Raw genomic sequence first — 20,189 nt, 5'->3', positions numbered from 1 at the left:
GCAATGACGGTCATGATCCAGGTTACCGACCTGAACAAACGATTCACCCTGCACAATCAGGGTGGTGTTTCCTACCCCGTCCTCACGGATGTGTCCTTTAACGTGAACGCTGGCGAATGCGTCGTGCTGGACGGGCGCTCCGGGTCCGGCAAAAGTACTCTTTTGCGTTCGCTTTACGCCAACTATAAGCCCCAGTCCGGTCAACTTCATGTTCGGCACCAGGGCGAGCTTACCGATCTGGTCACAGCAACACCGAGGCAGATTCTGACCATCCGGCGCCAAACCCTGGGCTATGTCAGCCAATTCCTGCGGGTTATTCCCCGGGTATCGACCCTCGAAGTGGTGATGGAACCGCTAAGGGCCCTGGGCGTAGACCGGGAGACCTGTCGCGAAAAAGCCTCCGGATTGCTGCGCCAACTGAACATACCCAAGACGCTCTGGCACCTGGCTCCCTCAACCTTTTCCGGCGGCGAGCAACAACGGGTCAATATCGCCCGGGGCTTTGTGGTTGATTACCCCATCCTTTTGCTGGACGAACCTACGGCTTCTCTGGACGCAGACAACTGCGCTGTTGTGGTGTCACTTATCAAGCAGGCCCGGGAACGCGGTGCGGCTATTGTAGGAATTTTCCACGACGCCGGGCTACGCGACCAGCTGGCCGACCGCCGAATACCCCTGACCAGCCCCGTAAAAGAGGAAGCAGCATGAGCACCATGGACCTGACACTGGAACGGCCGCAGCTTGAAAGCAGTGAATTACTGCTCACCAACGCCCGTATTGTGACTGAAAACGAAGTCTTTACCGGCACACTCAAAGTCCGGAATGGTTTGATCAGTGCTATAGATCGGGGGAACACCCGGGCAGCCAAAGCCCAGGATTGCCAGGGAGCCTACCTGATTCCGGGACTGGTGGAGCTGCATACAGACAACCTTGAAAAGCACTTTTCGCCACGGCCGGGCGTTATCTGGCCCAGCCACCCGGCCGTGCTCACCCACGACGCCCATATTGTATCGTCTGGCATAACCACGGTATTCGACGCGTTGTCCGTCGGTGATATTGTTGATGACAGCAACCGCCTGACCCACCTCAGGACCCTCATCGACGCTCTGTCGGAAACACGTGATGCGGGCATGTTGCGGGCGGATCACCTGCTGCACTTGCGCTGCGAAGTCAGTTTTGGCGAAACCCTGCAACTGTTCGAAGACCTGGTTGATCATCCCCTGCTCCAGCTTGTTTCAGTCATGGACCACACACCAGGGCAGCGTCAATTTGTTCGGGAAGACAAGTACCGGCAGTATTACAAGGGCAAGCACAACCTCAGCGACGCTGAAATGGACGCCTTCACGCACAAGCGCAAGGAATCTGCTCTGCTGCACAGCGACCGAAACCGCAAAGCCATAGTCGCCATCTGCCAGGCCAGAGGCATCCCGCTGGCAAGCCATGATGACGCGACCCTCGACCACGTTGCAGAGTCGGCAGCATTGGGTATGCGTATTGCGGAATTTCCCACCACCCGGGAAGCGGCAAAAGCCTCCCATGACCAAGGGTTGCGGGTATTGATGGGTGCGCCCAATATTGTGCGGGGAGGCTCCCACTCTGGCAACATTGCAGCGGCCGAGCTGGCCTCCGCCGGGGTGCTCGATATACTGTCCTCAGACTATTATCCCGCCAGCATGCTGCACGCGGCATTTCGCCTGGCCTGCATGGAAGACAACGACTATGACATGGCTCGGGCCATTGCCACCGTCACTATCACCCCCGCGCGCTGCGCCAACCTCCATGACCGCGGCGTGATCGAACGCGGCAAACGGGCGGACCTGGTGCTGGTGGAACCCAGAAATCAACTGCCGGTGATTCAAAACGTCTGGCGAAGCGGAAAACGCGTGTATTGAGACGCTACTGAGGAGCGAAAGGTGCCAGAATCAAACAATAAACAGCCGCTCGCGGCCGGGTTGGGACGCCTGTTTTACATTATGGGGGCGTCAGGCGCGGGTAAGGACACGCTACTGCGAGGCTGTCGGGAAGGCTCTACAGATGACATGAGGCCACTTGTGGCCCACCGCTATATAACCCGAAAGCCAGATGGCGGCACCGAGCGCCATATCTGGCTTTCAGACACCGAGTTCGAGCAACGGGTAGCCATAGATGCCTTTGCCATGCACTGGTCAGCCAACGGTTTCCGCTACGGGATCGGCCGCGAGATCGACCAGTGGCTTACTCGCGGTGGCCAGGTACTGGTGAATGGATCCCGCGGCTATCTCGATGAAGCTCGGGCGCATTATGGCGACACGCTTATTCCAGTACTGATCCGTGTCGACCCGGACCGGCTGCAACAGCGCCTGATGCTGCGCGGCCGGGAATGCGCTGATCAGATCGACGCGCGGATTCGCCGTGCCCGGGAGCTGGAACAGCAGCTCCCTTCAGACTGCCTTGTGATCGAGAACAATGGCAACGTGGAAGACGCCGTATCCAACCTGTTGGCTGCGATCGCAGAACAACAGAACGGTCACCAAGCGGGCTGCGTGAAGGCCTCCGTTCAAGGTATTGATAGCAAATGAAAACCAGCCCAAGCGGCTATATCCAGTGCCGACGTTTGAAGAACCAGAGCAACCCCAGAACGGTTAGAATCATGACGCCCCAGACCATCGGGTAACCGTAATACCAGCCCAGTTCTGGCATCGACCAGGGGCTGCCCGGGTGTTCAAAATTCATGCCGTAAACACCCACCAAAAACGTCAGCGGAATAAAGATGGTCGCGATGATCGTCAACACCCTCATGGTCTCATTGGTGCGCTGGCTGATACTGGACAGGTAGATATCTAGCATACTGGCAGCCATATCGCGAAAGCTTTCCAATAATTCGATAATCTGAATGCTGTGGTCGTAACAGTCCCTGAAATACACCAGGGTGTCTGCCAGAATCAGCTCGTCTTCACCCCGCATCAACGTTGTGATCAGTTCCCGCTGGGGCCAGAGCACCCGTCGTAAGGTCAGCAGTTCGCGCTTAAGCTCATGCAATAACGCCAGCGTTTTCTGACTCGGGCGTTCCAGCAACTCCTCCTCAAGCGCTTCAAGTTCGCCGCCGAATTGTTCCAATACTGGAAAACCGGCGTCAATAATAAAATCCATCAGCGCATACAGCAGATAATCAATCCCGCGGTCAGCGAAGCGACGGTTGTTGGGTTGTCGCATTCGCTTGCGTACCGGCTCAAAAGGGTCATTCGCCAGAGGGCAAAAGCAGATCAGATAGTTCTTTCCAACGAAAAGGCTCACCTGAACCAGCTCCAGATTCTGGCCATCGTAAACGGGCAGTGTCGCGATGATGAAAATCTGGTCGTCATACAGTTCGATTTTGGGGCGTTGGCCACTGTTGATGATGTCCTCCAGCGCCAGGTCGTGAAGATCAAACAGTTCACCAAAATCTCGAAGGGTATCTGGATCGATATGCCCGTTTACCTGAATCCAGGTTTTACTCTCCCGGGCCAGAAATGGCTGGCAATCGCGCGCTGACGCAAGTTGGTGCTCCTCAACCGAGGTCTCCGTGTAATCAATCAGCTTTATGGTAACCGGCGCTACCGGTTTTTGAATGGTCACCAGAGTTCCGGGAGCCGTGCCTGGGCTGTGGTAGTGTTTGTTAAAATAAGCCATATATCATTCGCCCGGGCGCTGTTTGACGGTTTAATGGGCCAGCGTGTTTTCTCGAAATGCCCCAGCCTGATCGTTTTTAGTGGTGCTTTTCGTGAAATTTCTCACTCTGCAACCAGAATTATAGACGCTGATTAGAGCCATGCTAGAGTGATAAAACTAGCAGGACCAAGGCTAGAGCGATCATTGTAAGAACCATGAGTAAACTAACATGGCGGCTCACAAACGAGCTGTCTTAAAACTACGCAGGGGTTTAAAGATGATTTTCGGAATCGCCTGGTTCGCAATGATGTGGCTTGGTCTAGTGATGGTCGCACTGGTGGTTGCAGTGCTGTTCATTGTGCGCCGAAAAAACAATGTTGGTGCTGATAGCACAACCACCACTCACCAGCCGCAAAGCGAGGCTCGGCAGCAAGTGCTTGAAAAGATTAAGGGCATGCATGCCTCGACTGAAGGTCTCCGTGGCCGCGCCCGGATAAAAGCCCTGCGGCGCCATATGGATAGCATGAGCGACGGTCTGAAACTCGTCTCGGATATCCGCCCCGCTGCAGATGGCGAACCCAATGGGGAATGGGTGATTGCACCCGGATCAGACCCCAATCGGCGAATTCTCTACATTCACGGCGGTTCCTGGATCGCCGGCAGCCCCAAAAGCCATCGCGCAATCACTGATCGTTTGTCTAGGTTGGCCCATGCCTGCGTATTCGCCGTTGATTACCGGTTAATGCCGGAAAACCGTTATCTGGACGGTATTATCGACTGCCAGCAGGCTTACCGCTGGATGCTCGATAACGGCCCGGATGGGAAGTCTGCGGCTGATTTTGTGGTGATCGCCGGGGACTCTGCCGGCGGCAGTCACACTCTGGGCCTGATTGCCTGGATACGAGACCAGAATCTGCCATCACCGAATGCCGCGATTGCCCTGTCACCCTCCACCGAGCTCATGCTTACGTCACTAAGCAAGAGAGCCAACCTGAAAACCGATGCCATGCTTGGGCCCACCATTGAGAAACTGGGGCGAATACCCTCGCCGCTGCTGTGGTGGGGAACGGTTTTGGGCATTCGCATATTACCCACCAGCCCAATGGCCTCACCCCTGCGGGGAAAGCTCCACAATCTGCCGCCAACACTGATCCACGTCAGCGAATCGGAGTTGCTGCACGAAAACGCCCAACGGTATGTATCAAAGGCGCAAGAGGCCGGCTCGCCGGTGGAAATGAAAACCTGGCCCGACATGGTTCATGTTTGGCACATGTTTACGCCACTGTTACCAGAGGCGGAAGAGGCGTTTGACGACATAAGCGGATTTTTAGCGCGGGTGGAAGCAGGTTCAGCGGCGCCTTAGCTCAGCAACCGCTCTTTGGCTTCATTAACACGGGCGGCCAGGTAGTTACTTCCACCGCGGTCCGGGTGCATTTTCTGCATCATTCTGCGGTGGGCCTGAATAATTTCGTCGCGGCTGGCGCCCTCCTGAAGCCCCAGAATATCCAGAGCTTCGCTGTCGGTCAGAGTGCCGCTACTGTTCGAGCTTTCGCGCTCACCGTTCTGCTCGCCGTTTTGGGCCCTGTCATCGCCAGTCGGATCGTCAGTACGCCAGGAATCGCCGAAGCGGCGGTCTAAATAGGTTTCCAAAAGCCGGGCAGAGTCCTCATCCTGGTCCCGGCAGTACTGCAATAGCCCGATGAATTCACTCTCGGCCAAATCCGCCAGCGCCCGCCCGGCCATAGGGCCCTTCACTATTTCACCGGTCATATCTCCGGAGTCGTGATCCAGGGTCATCTTGAGGATGTCACTGGACACATGGGACTGGTTGCCAGGTTTTGCCTTCGCCTGGCCGCTTCCCATCATGCCCGACAGGCGCCCCATCAATAGCGAAGGCAGAACCCGCCGTAACAGAGGGAACAGGAAAGCCAACCCTGCAAACAAGATCGGCAGGCGGCCGGTGATGGCCATCAGAACCACCATCACAACACCCGCAATCACCACCAGCTTGATGATGGCCGGTTTTTGCTGGCCGGGCGGTTGGTTACGCAGCCAGAACCAGGCAACAACGGTCATCACAGCAATCAAAAGCACTAATGGCACTCGGATACCTCGGGCCGGTTGGCCCACTGGTTAATGGAAATAAGCGCTAACGGATTTGCTGGGTCAGGCGCCTGACTTCTGGTGAGCTGCGACTGGAATAGTCTTGCAGCGCTTTCGCTCCCCCGGAAGCATAGACCGCAACAGCGGCCATAAGATCCTTCAGCATTTGCGGGCTGTTACTGTTAAAGGGTGCATAGGCGCCGCCCGACAGTTTGGCCACTTGCTGAAAAACTGCCTTGGCGTGTGTGTCGCCACCTTCCAGGAACATAAACACCGGGGTGCGCAGCATGCCCAGCTCACCGGCAATATGGCAAAGCTCATCTACCGGCTCCTCACAACAGTCCCCAATAAACACCACGGCCTTGACGGCCTTTGACCGGGTTTCTGCTCGGGCGTGCGCCAAAACCCTGTGAATCTGGGTACGGCCGCCCAGGCAGGATACGCCATTCATCAGGTTTAGCAGCTGGCTGGTCTGGTTAACAAACCCCGTAGCCTTGAATTCCCCGTAACCGCGGTAATAACAAAGCTGAATAGCCAGGCCGCCCAAATCCCGGGTCGCCAGAAAAAGCTCGCTCTGCAAGTGGCAAGCCTGGTCCCAGGTAGCCTCTCTGCTGGCGGTGGCATCCAGCGTAAAAATCAGCCGGCCCTGCGCGCCATTCTGCCCTCCACCTTGCTGAGGCAACTTGCGAACCTGGTGGATAAACTGGTCAATCGATTGTTTATCGGATTTTGTACGGAGCTCTTTGTCAGACATACGCTTTTGCAAACCACCTTTTATGCCGATGTATTAGTGCAAGCTTAGGGTAAATAATACGCAATTCACAGGCCTGGCAGACCACATTGGCCAATGCTCACGCGCCTAAAAGAGCACATGAGCATTCAATCGAACCACTTCCGCCGGGGCTTCTCCGCCGAACGCTCTTATTGCAGACTGTCGTTGCAAACATAGGTACCTTGCCTAATGGTGCTTTGCTGCGACTATAAGTGTTCAATTGAACATCTTATAACAACAACCTGGCGGAACGGGTCCTCTCAGGGTGTTCAATTCAAGGCATGAAGTTCTCATGCAGGGACCGTTTCCAGTGGAGCATCTCAATGAATATGCAGAAAAAACTGTTCTCCGGCACCTTGCCGTCCGTCACCCTGGCAGCTGTCGGCTTTGCTGTTTGCTTTCAGCAGCCCTGCTCTGGCGGACTGTGAACGAGGTGCACTCGATGCCATGTACTGCGATGTAAACGGCGACATGGTAGCCGACTTGCCAACAGACGAGTCGGAGTGGGTTAATCCCGACACCTTGATTTTTGCCTACACGCCCGTTGAAGATCCGGCCATTTATTCGGATATCTGGCAGCCTTTCATTGACCACCTGGCAAAAGTGACCGGTAAAGATGTTCGCTTCTTCGCCGTGCAATCCAATTCTGCCCAAGTAGAAGCTATGCGCAGTGGACGCCTGCACATCGCCGGCTTTTCCACCGGCCCAACACCTTTCGCCGTTAACCTTGCCGGTGCAGTTCCCTTTGCGCTGATGGGTTCAGACACGGGTCAGTTTGGCTATACCTTGCAGGTTTTCACCCACAGCAGTTCTGACATTTTTGAAATGAAAGACCTCAAAGGCAAGCGGGTTGCACACACATCACCCACCTCTAATTCCGGCAACCAGGCACCCAGAGCACTGTTTCCGGAGCTTGGAATAGTACCGGGTGAAGACTACGAAATTTCTTTTTCGGGCAGCCACGATCAATCAATGCTGGGCGTAGTAGCTCGTGACTACGATGCCGCCCCGGTCGCATCAGAAGTGGTAGAGCGCATGGCTGCGCGTGGATTGTATGACGTTGACGACGTGCGCCTGATTTGGGAATCAGATCGTTTCCCGACAACATCTTATAACTATGCACATAACCTGCACCCTGACTTGGCCGAAAAAGTTCGCGAAGCCTTTTATACCTTTCAGTTCGCTGGCACCGAGTTAGGTGACGAGTTTGAAGGCGTAGAAACCTTCATTCCCATCAACTACAAGGACAACTGGCGCGTTATCCGCACCATTCAGGCGTCCAACGGCGTCCAGTACACCCCCGATAACCTTAAATAAGAAAAACGGAGCCTCTGGCTAATCGTCAGAGGCTCTACCCGGAGTCAATCACATGTTAGAGATTACCAACCTCGTCAAGCGATACGGGCAGAACGACCCTGTGCTCAAAGGCCTTGATCTGAAGGTAGATGGCAGCAGTGTTGTTTCCATTGTCGGCGCATCAGGCGCCGGGAAAAGTACCCTGTTGCGTTGCATCAACCGGTTGGTTGAACCTACATCGGGTTCGATCAAGCTAAACGGCCACGAGTTGGTCAATCTTCGCGGAAGTGCGTTGCGTCATTCCCGCCGGCGCATCGGTATGATTTTTCAAGGTTTCAACCTGATTGATCGTTTAACCGTGATGGAGAACGTGCTGTCCGGACGTTTGGGTTATGTATCCTTTTTTCAGGCTCTCACCCGCCGCTTTCCGCAGACCGATATCGACCGCGCCTTCAACTTGATGGAGCGTGTTGGTATTGCCCAATACGCTGATAAACGCGCCGACCAGCTATCCGGTGGCGAGCGGCAGCGTGTTGCAGTGGTACGTGCGCTGATGCAAGAGCCGGAGATTCTGTTGGCCGACGAGCCAACAGCCTCGCTGGACCCCAAAACATCGCAGCAAATCATGAGCCTTTTGCAAAGCCTGGCGAGTGAAATGTCACTGCCGGTGCTGATTAATATTCATAACGTGACCCAGGCGCGGATGTACACCGACCGCATTGTGGGCATGCGCCACGGCCAGATGATCTTTGACGGCGAGCCCAAAGATTTCAACCAGGATGCGCTAGACGCCATATATGGCGGCATCGAATCACCGGAAGAAGACGGTGAGGACTCAGGAAAACAGGCATCCCAGGATCAGGAGGCTTCGGCATGACACGCGTCAAAGCTGGAGCCGGCGCCCAGTCAGGCAGGGTCTGGAAAAAGCCACCGTTTATAGCCAACCCTTGGGTTCGATACGGCCTGATTGCGATAGCTATGACGTATCTTTACTGGGCATTTTCAACCTTACCTTTTAATTGGGATCGGGTTTCCGAAGGGCTGCCCCGGGCTGCTCAGATTTTTGGTGGCGCATTTCCACCCAGTTTTGAGCGCGGAGGTCTGTTATGGACCGGGTTCAAGGAAAGTTTTCAGATTGCCTTTCTGGCGACCCTGATGGGTGTGGGTCTGTCGCTCCCCATCGCGGTGATGGCCGCTAAAAATGTGGCGCCATTGCCTATTTATCTGTTGGGACGTGCGCTGATCGTAATATCCCGCAGCTTTCATCCGGTCATAGTGGCCATTCTTTTTGTGGCCGCGGTCGGTTTTGGCCCGCTGGCGGGCATTCTCACTCTGACTCTGTATTCCATCGGCTTTGTAGCGAAACTGCTCGCTGAGGAAATCGAAGAGATTGACTGGGGCCAGGTTGAGGCCATGCGTTCGGTGGGTGCCGGATATTTCAAAATACTGGTGTTCGGGGTTTTTCCACAGATTATGCCACGCCAGATCGGGCTTTCTATGTACCAGCTCGACAGTAATCTTCGCGCGTCCGCGGTGGTCGGTATTGTAGGTGCCGGCGGTATTGGTGGCACGCTTATGAACGCCTTCGGACGTTACGATTACGATTTCGCATTTGCCATTCTGCTAATGATTATCGGGATCATTTTGATCAGTGAAGGGTTCAGCGGATGGGTGAGGAAAAAAGTATGGTAGATCACGCTGCAAAACTGAAAGACCGTGTCTGGTCGCGCTATGACCGAAAAGAGCAGCTGATCCGTTACGGGATTTACCTGGTAACGTTGGTGGCCGTTGTCTGGGCAATAAAAGACATCGACATTTTCTGGCCCTGGGTATGGGACGCTCCCAATCAGATTCAAAGCCTGGGTTCACGCATGTGGCCACCGGAGTTCAGCCGCTGGGATGCGATTTTCCATGCCATGTTGGAAACCGTTCATATTGCCACGCTGTCGACCATGCTGACGATATTCATCGCTTTGCCGGTGTCTTATATTGCGGCGCAGAATACAACGCCGAACAAGGCAACCCTGTGGCTTGGCCGGTTTATTCTGGTATCCAGCCGTTCAGTGAACACCATTATATGGGCACTGCTGTTTGTGGCCATTTTTGGCCCGGGCGTGCTGGCCGGTATTCTGGCCGTTATGTTCCGGTCCATCGGCTTCATTGGCAAACTGATGGGCGAGGCCATTGAAGAGATTGATCGCAACCCAGTAGAAGCCATGCAAGCAACGGGCGCCAGTAAAATGAAGGTGGTGCTTTACGCGATTGTACCCCAGGTAATGCCGGCCTTTTTTGCCATCATTATTTTGCGCTGGGATATCAATATCCGTGAGTCTACCGTTTTGGGCCTGGTGGGCGCCGGCGGTATCGGGGTGTTGCTGCAGGGGTCGATTGACCTGTTCGCCTGGCAGACAGTTGCAACAATTCTGCTAGCCATCATTGTTCTGGTTATTGTGGGCGAAGCCATTACCAGTGTTCTGCGCAAAAAAGTAATCTGAACGAGAAAGCAGAAGATATGTTGAAGAATTTTGAGTTTGGTAACGCCGACATTCTGTTCACCGATGTGGACGACACACTGACCACCGCCGGCCAGCTGCTGCCAGAGACCTATCTCGCGATTTGTAAACTGGCGGCGGCGGGCATCAAAGTGATTCCGGTCACCGGAGGCTGCGCTGGCTGGTGTGATCAAATCATTCGAACCTGGCCGGTAACCGCCGTGATTGGTGAAGGCGGTGCCTTTTACGCAGAACGCACAGCCCCCATGACCGTTCGTTGGCACTACTGGGATAACGAACTGTCCCATCGCGAAGACCAAGCCCGCATATTGGCGGCTGTTGCTGCGCTGAAGTTGGACTTCGTACCGAAACTGGCCGGCGACCAGGCCTTTCGTACTGTGGATGTGGCGGTGGACTATAACCAACAAGAATCTTTAAATCCGCAACAGGTGGCGAAGATTCACGACGCTCTTAAAGTGCAGGGATTCAATGTTCGGGAAAGCTCGATTCACATCAACATCTGGCGGGGCGACTTTGATAAATCCACCATGGCCATGCGGGTAGGCCGTGATTTACTAGGCCTGGATTCCAAGGCATTGCAGCAGCGCTCTGTGTTTATCGGAGATGCGCCCAATGACGAGTGTATGTTCCGCAACTTCCCGGTGAGTATTGGTGTGGCAAACATTCGCAAGCACCTGCCAGTCATGACCCACCAACCAGCCGCAATCGCCAGCCAGCCTTCCGGGCTGGGGTTCGCCGAAATGGCAGATGCCTGGCTGCAGCAACGCACTGCGTCTGGGCTAAGCCAGGCCGACACTCGCCGCTCATAGCCACAACATGAATCAACTGACCGTGACTGTAAACTGATGGGCGCCAAAGAGCGGCAGCACAGCATTATAGAATGGGTGCACGAGCAGGAGCATGTCGAAGTTGAAGACATTGCACAGCGCTTTGGCGTTACTACTCAAACCATCCGTCGCGACATCAACAAGCTTTGCGAGCAAGGCTTGTTGCGCCGTCGTTACGGTGGCGTCAGTTTACCCGCCAGCGCGGTCGCACACCTTTTTGACGACGCCCAGGTGCGCAACCTAAAGGCCAAACAGCGCATGGCCGAGCGTGTGGCAGCGGATATTCCGGATGGGGCCACCGTTAGCCTTGGTGTCGGCAGTACCATTGAACAGGTGGCGCAAGCGCTGATCCATCACCGGTCGCTTAAGATTTTAACCAACAACTTGCGCGTAGCAGCAGCGCTCTCAGTGAACCCCAATATCGACGTTATTGTTTCTGGCGGGCAGTATCGGCATAAAGACCAAGACGTGGTCGGGCCCGAAGTCACTCATTTCTTCAGTTCCTTCGTCACCGACTTTGGCATCATCAGTACTGGCAGCATGGATCTTCAACACGGCTTGATGGACCACGATATCCGTGAGGCCGAAGTTAGCCGGGCAATAATAAGCAATACCCGGGGCCGTCTGCTGGTGGCCGATCACAGCAAATGGACTCTGAGTTCATACTGCAAAGTTGCCTCATTCAAGTATGTTGATCGCTTATACACCGACCACATCCCCAACCCGCAACGGGATGGCCTGCCAGACTCGGTAAACATCATCGAATGTGACGAAGAGTAAAATGTTCACGCGCTTGCTCTACGCTGGCCCGAATAACGCAATCCGCGGCGTGGTCGTTGATCAACCCCATTGACTGCATAAAGGCGTAAGCCGTGGTTGGTCCGATGAACTGCCACCCCAGCTTCTTAAGCGCCTTCGCCAAGGCGATGGATTCCGCGGAAGTTGATACTGTTTGTAGATCCGCGGGCGGCTTTGCGTCAGGCTCAAAACGCCATACGAAAGCGGCCAGGGAACTCCCCTGCTCGACGAGCTTTTTCGCCAGTCGCGCATTGTTGATCACGGCCTCAATCTTGCCGCGATGCCGAATAATGCCTTCATCCATCATTAAACGTTCGACACTGCACTCGTCGAAGCATGCGATTTTGTTGAAATCGAAATGATGGAAGGCCGCACGGAAATTCTCGCGCTTCGCCAGAATGGTGCGCCAACTCAATCCGGACTGAAAGCCTTCAAGACTCAATTTTTCAAACAAACGAACATCATCACCCACGGGAAAGCCCCATTCGGTGTCGTGATAAACACGCAGCTCCGGTACTGTGCCACACCAACGGCAACGCGGTTTCCTCTCAGGCCCTTCTATCGTCGCGCTAATACGGTCATCCTCCATTTTTTAGTCCATCCCATTATCTTGTGTCCTACCATTCTCTGTTAGCGATGGTTAACTTTCACCGAATTGAAAGACGTTCGGCGTCAAAAACTGGATAATAGCCGCAATCTAAGGCCATAAAGCGCCAAATTCTACAAATCGGTACTCTCGCAATGGAAATCAACGTCAATTTTCTCGACAACCTCCGCATTGAAGCCAAATTTGACGACTTCTCGGTGATTGCTGACCAGCCTATTCGTTATAAAGGCGACGGTTCAGCGCCCGGCCCTTTTGACTACTTTTTGGCGTCATCGGCGTTGTGTGCGGCCTATTTTGTGCGGGTGTATTGCATAGCGCGGAACATTCCAACCGACAATATCCGCCTGTCGCAAAACAACATTGTGGATCCCGAGAACCGCTATAACCAGATTTTCAAAATTCAGGTTGAGCTGCCAGAAAACATTTCTGACAAAGATCGCCAGGGCATTGTGCGCTCTATCGACCGCTGCACGGTCAAAAAGGTGGTGCAAACCGGCCCTGAATTCCAGATTGAAATCGTAGACAGCCTGGATGAAGACGCCCAGGCCCTGCTGATGGCGAAGCCAGAAGGCGACGCCAGCACTTATATTTTAGGTAAAGACCTGCCCGTTGAGCAAACCATCGCCAACATGACCGCCATTCTGGCGGATCTGGGCATGAAGATTGAAATCGCATCCTGGCGCAATATTGTGCCTCACGTTTGGTCACTGCACATTCGCGACGCGGCCTCACCCATGTGCTTTACCAATGGTAAAGGCTCAACAAAAGAAAGCGCCCTGTGCTCGGCGCTGGGCGAGTTTATTGAGCGTCTGAACTGCAACTTCTTCTATAACGATCAGTTTTTTGGCGAAGAAATCGCCAACAGCGAGTTTGTTCATTACCCCAATGAACGCTGGTTCAAGCCAGGGCCCAATGACGAACTGCCACAGGGCATTCTGGATGAACACTGCCTGGCCATCTACAACCCGGATGATGAACTGTGCGGTTCTAACCTGATTGACACTAACTCCGGCAACGCAGAGCGCGGAATCTGCGCGCTGCCCTTTGTGCGCCATTCAGACGGCGAAACGGTGCACTTCCCCAGCAATCTGATTGAGAACCTTTTCCTGAGCAACGGCATGAGTGCGGGTAACACCCTGTTTGAGGCGCAAGTTCAGTGCCTGTCAGAGATTTTTGAGCGGGCGGTCAAAAAACGGATCATTCAGGAAGAACTTGCACTGCCGGATGTGCCCCTACACGTATTGGAAAAATACCCCAACATTCTGGAAGGCGTTCGGGCGCTGGAAGCACAGGGATATCCGGTGTTGGTCAAAGACGCCTCCCTTGGGGGCCAGTTTCCGGTGGCTTGTGTCGCGTTGATGAATCCGAAAACTTCTGGCGTTTTTGCCTCTTTCGGTGCGCATCCGACTCTGGAAGTGGCGCTGGAACGCAGCCTCACCGAGTTGATGCAGGGCCGCAGCTTTGAAGGTCTGAACGATTTCCCGCCCCCGACGTTCAACAGCCTTGCGATCACCGAGCCCAACAATTACGTAGAACACTTCATTGATTCCAGCGGTGTAATCTCCTGGCGTTTCTTCAGCGCCAAAGCGGATTTTGAGTTTAACGAGTGGGATTTCTCGGGCACCAACGAAGAAGAAGCCGCCTACCTGTTCAACATCATCAAAGACCTGGGCAAAGAAGTGTATACAGCGGTGTATGAAGACTTGGGCGCCCCGGTCTGCCGCATGCTGGTGCCTGACTATTCCGAGGTTTACCAGATAGAAGATCTGATCTGGGACAACACCAATCGGGCCCTGGATTATCGCGAAGACATTCTCAACCTCCACTCTTTGAATGACAACCAGCTGAATGCCCTGGTGGAGCGCCTGGAAGAAAGCCAGATCGACGATTACACGGACATCATTACCTTGATCGGTATTGAATTCGACGAGAACACGGTCTGGGGCCAGCTCACCATTCTGGAGTTAAAGCTGCTGATCAACCTGGCTCTGGAACAGTACGAAGACGCCCTTGAACGGGTCGAAACCTTTATCCAGTTCAATGACAATACCGTGGAACGCGGGTTGTTTTATCGGGCGGTGAACGCGGTGCTGGAAATTGTTATCGATGACGAACTTGAGCTGAGTGATTACCTATTTAATCTCAAGCGACTGTACGGTGAACAGACCATGGACGCGGTGGTAGGTTCGGTGAATGGCGACCTGCGCTTTTACGGCCTTACCCCAACCAACATGCAGCTGGAAGGCCTGGACAAACATCTGCGGCTGATTGAAAGTTATAAAAAGCTGCACGCAGCACGAGCCGCCAGAGTTTGAATGACACCTGAGTGCGTCACGGAACCAGTGTCAGTGCATCAACTTTATTTTTCAGCAACTGCATCTAAACCAGACGTCGACGCGTTTTACCTATGTGTATTCAAACTGTAAACGCTGAGGAATAAATAATGAAAAACATAGGTAATCTGAAAACGTTGATGGCGTCCATGATCTTTGTCGCAGGCACCGGGCTGGCGGGTTATGTAGCTGCTGGTGACAGCCCCATGGCTGGTGGCGCCGAAATGTATCCCGACAAGACCGTTGTTGAGAATGCATCAAATGCTGCAAACCTAACGACGCTGGTTGCCGCTGTCAAAGCTGCAGGATTGGCAGAAACACTTTCCGGCAAAGGTCCGTTTACAGTATTTGCGCCGACAAACGCTGCTTTTGAAAAACTGCCAGCAGGCACCGTTGAAGAGCTGTTGAAGCCGGAGAACAAAGCAAAGCTTCAATCGATACTGACTTATCACGTGGTGCCAGCTAATGCGAGCTCAATGGCCGCCATGAAAATGGTAGAAGACGATGGCGGAATGCACCCCGCCCCAACGGTTCAGGGTGGAAAACTCAAGCTTACCACCAAAGGCGGCAAGCTGATGGTCGAAGATAGCCAGGGCAATGTGGCGACGGTTATTCAGGCCGACGTTGTACAGTCCAACGGTGTTGTGCACGTAATCGATACAGTGCTCATGCCGGGAATGTAATACTCTGCTATTAAGCTTTCTAAGCGGCCCCGCGGGGCCGTTTTTTTATGTTCAAAGACTACGTTGATAAAACGTGCAACGCGACAGCCATAGCCGTAGCAATCCGTTTGATGTTGTTAGTACACCAAAGCCGGCACTTTAACCGCCGCTGCCCTGCATTTGATCCAACCCTTTAAGCAAACCCGCCATATCATCGGCATGCTCTTCTTCCTGAGCCAGGATATCTTCAATAATACGTCGGGATGTGGGATCTTTCTCCCCCAGATAACTCGCAATTTCGCGGTAACTGTCGATAGCAATACGTTCGGCGATCAAATCTTCTTTTATCATTTCCCGTAGAGTTTCGCCCTCGACGTATTCTGCGTGCGAGCGGCTTAGCAAGCCCTCAGGCGAAAAGTTCGGCGCTCCACCTAGCTGTACGATACGCTCGGCCAACCAGTCCGCGTGTTGCTGCTCTTGTTGGGCGTGTTCCAGAAACTCTGCCTTGGCGATGCTCGCGCTCAAGCCGTCTGCCATGTAGTAGTGGCGTTTATAGCGCAGTACGCAAACAATTTCAGTAGCCAGGGCCGCGTTGAGCAGGTTGATGACGTTTTCACGATCTGCCATGTAGCCTTCGGTAACGGCGCCTTGTTCAATGTGCATGCGAGCGCGTTCGCGAATGATTTTGATATCGGTGAGAAATGGTTGATTAGCCACGGCTATGCTCCACTGTATTTTACCCAAACAAATTGAGACATTTGAAAAACAATACGTAGGATTTACCGTAAGCTCCCGGCCATGCATCAATTTGCGCCTGTATAATACGGTAGCTAAAAGTTGAGATGAGTTCAAACGGTGAAGCCATTATGCCGCCTAACCTTTCTGTAAGGTATCCTGACCCTCCAACACGAAATCAAGTCTACCGCACCGAGGAAACACCCATGAGCCAGAACGTCGGCGACACAAGCAAACTGGATAAGATTCTGGCTGAGCAGCGTGAGTATATCGCAAAGCGCGAAGGCGGCTATCGCGAAAAATCCCTAAAAATGTACCCGTGGATATGCGGGCGCTGCACCCGTGAGTTTACCCGCGCCAATTTGCGCGAACTGACGGTGCATCATCGCGACCATGACCACGACAACAATCCCCCCGATGGCAGTAACTGGGAATTATTGTGCGTTTACTGCCACGACAATGAACACAGTAAATTCGAGGATTTCGTGCGCTACGGCGGCGGCGGTGAAAAAAGGCGCGAAGCGGCTACGCACAGTCCGTTTGCTGGGCTGAAAAACGCGCTTGAAAAGAAAAGCTAATAGCCAAGGCCAAAACCTATGACAAAACGCCGTCAACGGTTGTGTTTGACGGCGTTTTGTCTTTACTGACTGGCAACCTCAGGGTTTTCACCGTAGTTGTCGTGATCACCCAGGCGCTTGCCGTTTACGGACTTTCCGTAAAAGCCATCGTGGTTATGAAAGGTGCTTGCGGTTACATCCAGTGAGCTCTGCTGCCGGCGACGTGGGTCTTGAGGGCGTTCGTGACTGTTAACGAACGCTGCCACATCCCAAGCCTCCTGATCGCTCAGGGAGTTGGGTTTGCCCAGTGGCATGTTGGCCTTTATAAAGCCGGCTGCCGTATTCACCCGGTGCATGCCCGCGCCCCAGTTATAGGCGCCATCACCCCACAAAGGTGGAAAAACAACCTGCCCTGCTACCTTTTGCCCTTCCCCGTTTTCGCCATGGCAAATGGAGCACTGCTCGGTATAAACCGCAGCGCCACGTTCTCGGTCATGGCCACCTTCTGGTGTTTCAAGCTTGACGTAACCACGGCCTGGCAGAGCCTGGTTAATAGGCGCGCCGGTTGAGAGCCAATGAAAATAGGTTTCCATCGCGACGAGGGTGTCACTACCTTGCTCTGGCGCCACGCCGTTCATGGAATAGGTAAAGCAGCCTTGAAGTCGCTCTGTGAGCGTATTCACTTTGTCATTCTTGCTACGATAGGCAGGGTACATTCCGAATGCACCCCACATAGGGGCAGAGCTGGCAAGTCGCCCGGCATCCAGATGGCAATTAACGCAGTTTTGGCCGTTGAACACAGATTTTCCGCGCAACTGTTGGGTATTTACAAACAGATCTTGCCCATGACGAACCATATCTCCGTAAGGGGTGTCTGGAATATCCCGCTCTTGCGGTGGCTGAAACGTCGCCTCACCAGCGGGCGCTGCGGGTAATGGCTTCTGGTAGTCCATCTCTGGCTCTGCAGCCTGAACCAGGGCAGGTGCGGCAAAGACAAAAAAGGCACTACCAACCACGAACAGTGACGATTTCCACAGGTTCATCAGTGGCTCTCCTTTTGCTTGGACTGCGCAGCCAGCTGCTCAGGCAGAGTTGCGTAGTATTCGGTGATAGCAATGATCTGTTGCTCACTCAGGCGCTTCGCAATACCTTTCATTAGTTGGTTGGGGTCATTATTACGAGTACCACTACGCCACGCATTCAGCTGCGTTTTCAGATAACCGGCATGCTGGCCTGCAAGAGCCGGAAATGCGCTACCCACTCCCATGCCGTTGGGGCCGTGGCATTGGTTACAAGCCGGTATATCGTTGCTCCAGTCGCCCCGCATTGCCAACCATTCACCCTGACGATCTTGAGCAGGCACCTGATAGGTAATGGCTGTCGCCAAGGGCTGAAGGCTTTCGTAGTAGGCTGTAACGCTCTGGATGTCGTCTTCTGTCAGAGCATTTGCAAACGGCTGCATGATGACATTTTGACGCAGCCCGCTGGCGTAGTCATGCAACTGTTTGCCCAGGTATTCAGCATTCAATCCGGCAATACTGGGAAAGCCGGCTGCGCTGTTGCCTTTGCCATCCGGGCCATGGCAAGCCATACATGCCAGAGCGCCGGCACCATTGCCCTGAGTGGCAATGATTTTTCCTCGATTCAGGTCGTCCGCTGCCATTGCAACACTCACGTTCAGCGCACCGAAACCGAAGGTTGCGAGCAGAAATGAAGCCCCTCTCATCGTTTTCGTCATGGGTATACTCCGAGTATTATTGGGGGTGCACCTCAAGGCGCTGTTACTTGAGCTCAGGGAAAAAAGACCGTGATGAGTTCATTTTTTATAGAAAAAAATGCTGCCTGAGTAAAATAAGTATAGCGTAAAACGCAAAGGCCGCTATTTTGAGCGCACGCTGGTGATTGAGACTAAAAATTGTTTTCCCAGCTTCTTGCGAAGGGTCTTCCAATCTACTATTTTTAATAAGAGTTTTTAGATGAAAAACTGGCTATTTCTGGGCATCGCTATTATTGCGGAAGTGATTGCGACTTCCAGCCTGAAATCGAGCGAAGGCTTTACCAAAATGCTTCCAAGTGTGATGGTGGTTATCGGATACGGCGTCGCTTTCTATTTTCTGTCGCTGACCCTGAAAACGATTCCTGTGGGCATAGCTTATGCCATCTGGTCTGGCTCAGGAATCGTTCTAATATCACTGATCGGCTGGTTGGCGCTTGGTCAGAAATTAGACATGGCAAGCGTTTTCGGGATGGGGCTTATTGTTGCGGGCGTGGTTGTTATTAATGTGTTTTCCAACGCGACTGCGCATTAAATTTCAACGAATTTTGGAACCAGCATCAACCCGACACCCACTGCAACCAACGCAAACGTGTCTGTTACCAAGTATGGGTAAAGAACCAACGCGATACCACAATATCGCGTTACAATATTCGATTGTTTGCGGCCGTAAATGAAATAGCCGATGCCAATGGAGCTGAAAATTAGCCCCAGAATCAGATGTGTGGTGTCCATTACAGTGTCAGTGTTTCCAGTCTTTTTTATCTCTGTTTACAGATAGCGCCCTGCAGAACCGATAGCCACCACCACCAGCCCAATGATTAAATTAATGCCAACGAGCCTACGAATCTTGCCGACCTGACGCCCGCCTTCCTCGGGATCGCTGGCGGCAACGGCCAGTTTCAAACGGCGGAACGGAGCGAAGTAGAGGTGAAGAAACAGCAGCATCATGATCAGGCCAAGCATCTGCATTGCATGAATGTGCCACCCTGCCCCGGCCATGCCACCAAATCCCTTGAAAATCATCCAGTATCCGGTGATCAGCAAGAGCACTATCGCCAACCAGACCCAACGGAAAAACCGGGTAAGCGTTTGACACCAAAGTTCACTGCGCTTTCCCGCTTCGATTACCGCACCTACAGCTGGGCGCATCGCCATGTAGGCAAAAAACATACCGCCAACCCAAATAACAGCGGACAACGCATGCAACGCAATAGCCAGACCCATAACATTTTCCTTTGATGTAATTCGTACCTGAATTTACACGAACGGCCCGACAAACACGACCGGCACCCCCATATTCCTCAGTTTTAAGCACGTAACAGACGTCTATTTACCAACTCATTTGCTGAATTCTCTTCTATACTTTTGATTATAAAATAAATAGAAGAAGAGGATCGTATGCCTGCTGACAATTCTCGCCCCCGACCCTCTCAAGGCAAGCGCACCGAAACCGGCGGCCCGAAGCTCGACAATTACCAACTTGAAGACCGCTACCTGCGAGAGTCCGGGCGGGTATTCCTGACCGGAACCCAGGCCCTGGTGCGCATACTTCTGACCCAGGCAGCGCTGGACCGCAAACTTG

23 protein-coding genes are annotated in these 20,189 nt (G+C 53.5%); 14 read left to right on the top strand and 9 right to left on the bottom strand.

Annotation, left to right across the window (positions count from 1 at the left end; translation table 11 throughout):
* Nucleotides 1-3: 3 nt before the first annotated feature.
* The 3 genes from phnL to phnN are packed head-to-tail and all read left to right on the top strand — an operon-like array spanning nucleotide 4 to nucleotide 2,558.
* Nucleotides 4-708 (top strand): phosphonate C-P lyase system protein PhnL, encoded by a 705-nt coding sequence (gene phnL, locus ATG98_RS16115; protein ID WP_098423824.1) that lies wholly within the window; start codon nucleotides 4-6, stop codon nucleotides 706-708.
* Nucleotides 705-1,892 carry an alpha-D-ribose 1-methylphosphonate 5-triphosphate diphosphatase gene (locus ATG98_RS16110; protein ID WP_098423823.1) on the top strand — a complete coding sequence of 396 codons (1,188 nt, stop codon included), beginning with the start codon at nucleotides 705-707 and terminating at the stop codon, nucleotides 1,890-1,892. The genes phnL and ATG98_RS16110 overlap by 4 nt, the downstream gene beginning before the upstream one ends.
* Before the next feature lie 21 nt (nucleotides 1,893-1,913).
* Nucleotides 1,914-2,558, top strand: coding sequence for a ribose 1,5-bisphosphokinase (gene phnN, locus ATG98_RS16105; RefSeq protein ID WP_098423822.1), 645 nt, complete (start codon nucleotides 1,914-1,916; stop codon nucleotides 2,556-2,558).
* Between the two features lie 16 nt (nucleotides 2,559-2,574).
* Here phnN and corA read toward each other — a convergent pair whose 3' ends face one another.
* The gene (corA, locus tag ATG98_RS16100) at nucleotides 2,575-3,648 is read right to left on the bottom strand and encodes a magnesium/cobalt transporter CorA (protein WP_098423821.1); all 1,074 of its coding nucleotides are present in this window, start codon (nucleotides 3,646-3,648) and stop codon (nucleotides 2,575-2,577) included.
* A gap of 256 nt (nucleotides 3,649-3,904) precedes the next feature.
* Between corA and ATG98_RS16095 the strand changes: the two genes are divergently transcribed.
* The gene (locus ATG98_RS16095; protein WP_098423820.1) at nucleotides 3,905-4,990 is read left to right on the top strand and encodes an alpha/beta hydrolase; all 1,086 of its coding nucleotides are present in this window, start codon (nucleotides 3,905-3,907) and stop codon (nucleotides 4,988-4,990) included.
* On the opposite strand, the gene ATG98_RS16090 is transcribed toward ATG98_RS16095, so the two are convergent.
* The gene (locus tag ATG98_RS16090) at nucleotides 4,987-5,730 is read right to left on the bottom strand and encodes a molecular chaperone DnaJ (RefSeq protein ID WP_098418122.1); all 744 of its coding nucleotides are present in this window, start codon (nucleotides 5,728-5,730) and stop codon (nucleotides 4,987-4,989) included. The genes ATG98_RS16095 and ATG98_RS16090 overlap by 4 nt on opposite strands.
* Before the next feature lie 46 nt (nucleotides 5,731-5,776).
* On the bottom strand, nucleotides 5,777-6,484 hold the full coding sequence (locus tag ATG98_RS16085) for a hypothetical protein (protein ID WP_098423819.1): 708 nt from the start codon (nucleotides 6,482-6,484) through the stop codon (nucleotides 5,777-5,779).
* A 465-nt stretch (nucleotides 6,485-6,949) separates the two neighbouring features.
* Between ATG98_RS16085 and phnD the strand changes: the two genes are divergently transcribed.
* The 6 genes from phnD to ATG98_RS16055 are packed head-to-tail and all read left to right on the top strand — an operon-like array spanning nucleotide 6,950 to nucleotide 11,918.
* Complete coding sequence (phnD, locus tag ATG98_RS16080; RefSeq protein ID WP_143751483.1) at nucleotides 6,950-7,819, top strand: phosphate/phosphite/phosphonate ABC transporter substrate-binding protein; 870 nt, start codon at nucleotides 6,950-6,952, stop codon at nucleotides 7,817-7,819.
* A gap of 52 nt (nucleotides 7,820-7,871) precedes the next feature.
* Entirely contained in the window at nucleotides 7,872-8,675 is an 804-nt protein-coding gene (gene phnC, locus ATG98_RS16075) for a phosphonate ABC transporter ATP-binding protein (RefSeq protein ID WP_098423818.1), read from the top strand.
* Complete coding sequence (phnE, locus tag ATG98_RS16070; protein WP_098418118.1) at nucleotides 8,672-9,490, top strand: phosphonate ABC transporter, permease protein PhnE; 819 nt, start codon at nucleotides 8,672-8,674, stop codon at nucleotides 9,488-9,490. Before phnC ends, phnE (ATG98_RS16070) begins: the two co-directional genes overlap by 4 nt.
* Nucleotides 9,484-10,293, top strand: coding sequence for a phosphonate ABC transporter, permease protein PhnE (gene phnE, locus ATG98_RS16065; protein WP_098423817.1), 810 nt, complete (start codon nucleotides 9,484-9,486; stop codon nucleotides 10,291-10,293). The genes phnE (ATG98_RS16070) and phnE (ATG98_RS16065) overlap by 7 nt, the downstream gene beginning before the upstream one ends.
* Before the next feature lie 17 nt (nucleotides 10,294-10,310).
* Nucleotides 10,311-11,120, top strand: a complete 810-nt coding sequence (locus ATG98_RS16060) for an HAD-IIB family hydrolase (RefSeq protein WP_098423816.1) — start codon at nucleotides 10,311-10,313, stop codon at nucleotides 11,118-11,120.
* Between the two features lie 36 nt (nucleotides 11,121-11,156).
* On the top strand, nucleotides 11,157-11,918 hold the full coding sequence (locus tag ATG98_RS16055; RefSeq protein ID WP_098423815.1) for a DeoR/GlpR family DNA-binding transcription regulator: 762 nt from the start codon (nucleotides 11,157-11,159) through the stop codon (nucleotides 11,916-11,918).
* Here ATG98_RS16055 and ATG98_RS16050 read toward each other — a convergent pair.
* Nucleotides 11,896-12,525 (bottom strand): DNA-3-methyladenine glycosylase I, encoded by a 630-nt coding sequence (locus ATG98_RS16050; RefSeq protein ID WP_218925878.1) that lies wholly within the window; start codon nucleotides 12,523-12,525, stop codon nucleotides 11,896-11,898. The genes ATG98_RS16055 and ATG98_RS16050 overlap by 23 nt on opposite strands.
* Nucleotides 12,526-12,677: 152 nt before the next feature.
* On the opposite strand from ATG98_RS16050, the gene ATG98_RS16045 reads away from it, so the two are divergent.
* Entirely contained in the window at nucleotides 12,678-14,858 is a 2,181-nt protein-coding gene (locus tag ATG98_RS16045; protein WP_098423814.1) for an OsmC domain/YcaO domain-containing protein, read from the top strand.
* 167 nt (nucleotides 14,859-15,025) lie between these two features.
* Nucleotides 15,026-15,559 carry a fasciclin domain-containing protein gene (locus tag ATG98_RS16040; protein ID WP_218925877.1) on the top strand — a complete coding sequence of 178 codons (534 nt, stop codon included), beginning with the start codon at nucleotides 15,026-15,028 and terminating at the stop codon, nucleotides 15,557-15,559.
* 138 nt (nucleotides 15,560-15,697) lie between these two features.
* Here ATG98_RS16040 and ATG98_RS16035 read toward each other — a convergent pair whose 3' ends face one another.
* Nucleotides 15,698-16,201 carry a ferritin-like domain-containing protein gene (locus ATG98_RS16035; protein WP_228706278.1) on the bottom strand — a complete coding sequence of 168 codons (504 nt, stop codon included), beginning with the start codon at nucleotides 16,199-16,201 and terminating at the stop codon, nucleotides 15,698-15,700.
* A 278-nt stretch (nucleotides 16,202-16,479) separates the two neighbouring features.
* On the opposite strand from ATG98_RS16035, the gene ATG98_RS16030 reads away from it, so the two are divergent.
* Entirely contained in the window at nucleotides 16,480-16,851 is a 372-nt protein-coding gene (locus ATG98_RS16030; protein WP_098423812.1) for a YajD family HNH nuclease, read from the top strand.
* Nucleotides 16,852-16,913: 62 nt separating this feature from the next.
* On the opposite strand, the gene ATG98_RS16025 is transcribed toward ATG98_RS16030, so the two are convergent.
* Nucleotides 16,914-17,873, bottom strand: coding sequence for a c-type cytochrome (locus ATG98_RS16025; protein WP_218925876.1), 960 nt, complete (start codon nucleotides 17,871-17,873; stop codon nucleotides 16,914-16,916).
* On the bottom strand, nucleotides 17,873-18,568 hold the full coding sequence (locus tag ATG98_RS16020; protein WP_218925875.1) for a c-type cytochrome: 696 nt from the start codon (nucleotides 18,566-18,568) through the stop codon (nucleotides 17,873-17,875). Before ATG98_RS16020 ends, ATG98_RS16025 begins: the two co-directional genes overlap by 1 nt.
* Before the next feature lie 238 nt (nucleotides 18,569-18,806).
* Between ATG98_RS16020 and ATG98_RS16015 the strand changes: the two genes are divergently transcribed.
* Nucleotides 18,807-19,139 (top strand): SMR family transporter, encoded by a 333-nt coding sequence (locus ATG98_RS16015; protein ID WP_098418103.1) that lies wholly within the window; start codon nucleotides 18,807-18,809, stop codon nucleotides 19,137-19,139.
* Here ATG98_RS16015 and ATG98_RS16010 read toward each other — a convergent pair.
* Nucleotides 19,136-19,339, bottom strand: a complete 204-nt coding sequence (locus tag ATG98_RS16010) for a hypothetical protein (RefSeq protein ID WP_098418102.1) — start codon at nucleotides 19,337-19,339, stop codon at nucleotides 19,136-19,138. The genes ATG98_RS16015 and ATG98_RS16010 overlap by 4 nt on opposite strands.
* Nucleotides 19,340-19,375: 36 nt before the next feature.
* Nucleotides 19,376-19,831: a CopD family protein gene (locus tag ATG98_RS16005; protein ID WP_098418101.1), complete on the bottom strand. Its 456-nt coding sequence runs from the start codon at nucleotides 19,829-19,831 to the stop codon at nucleotides 19,376-19,378.
* Between the last annotated feature and the right edge of the window lie 358 nt (nucleotides 19,832-20,189).

This window comes from Marinobacter sp. LV10R520-4 (assembly GCF_002563815.1).
Taxonomy (GTDB): Bacteria; Pseudomonadota; Gammaproteobacteria; order Pseudomonadales; family Oleiphilaceae; genus Marinobacter.
This window is presented reverse-complemented; position numbering and strand designations above follow the sequence as displayed.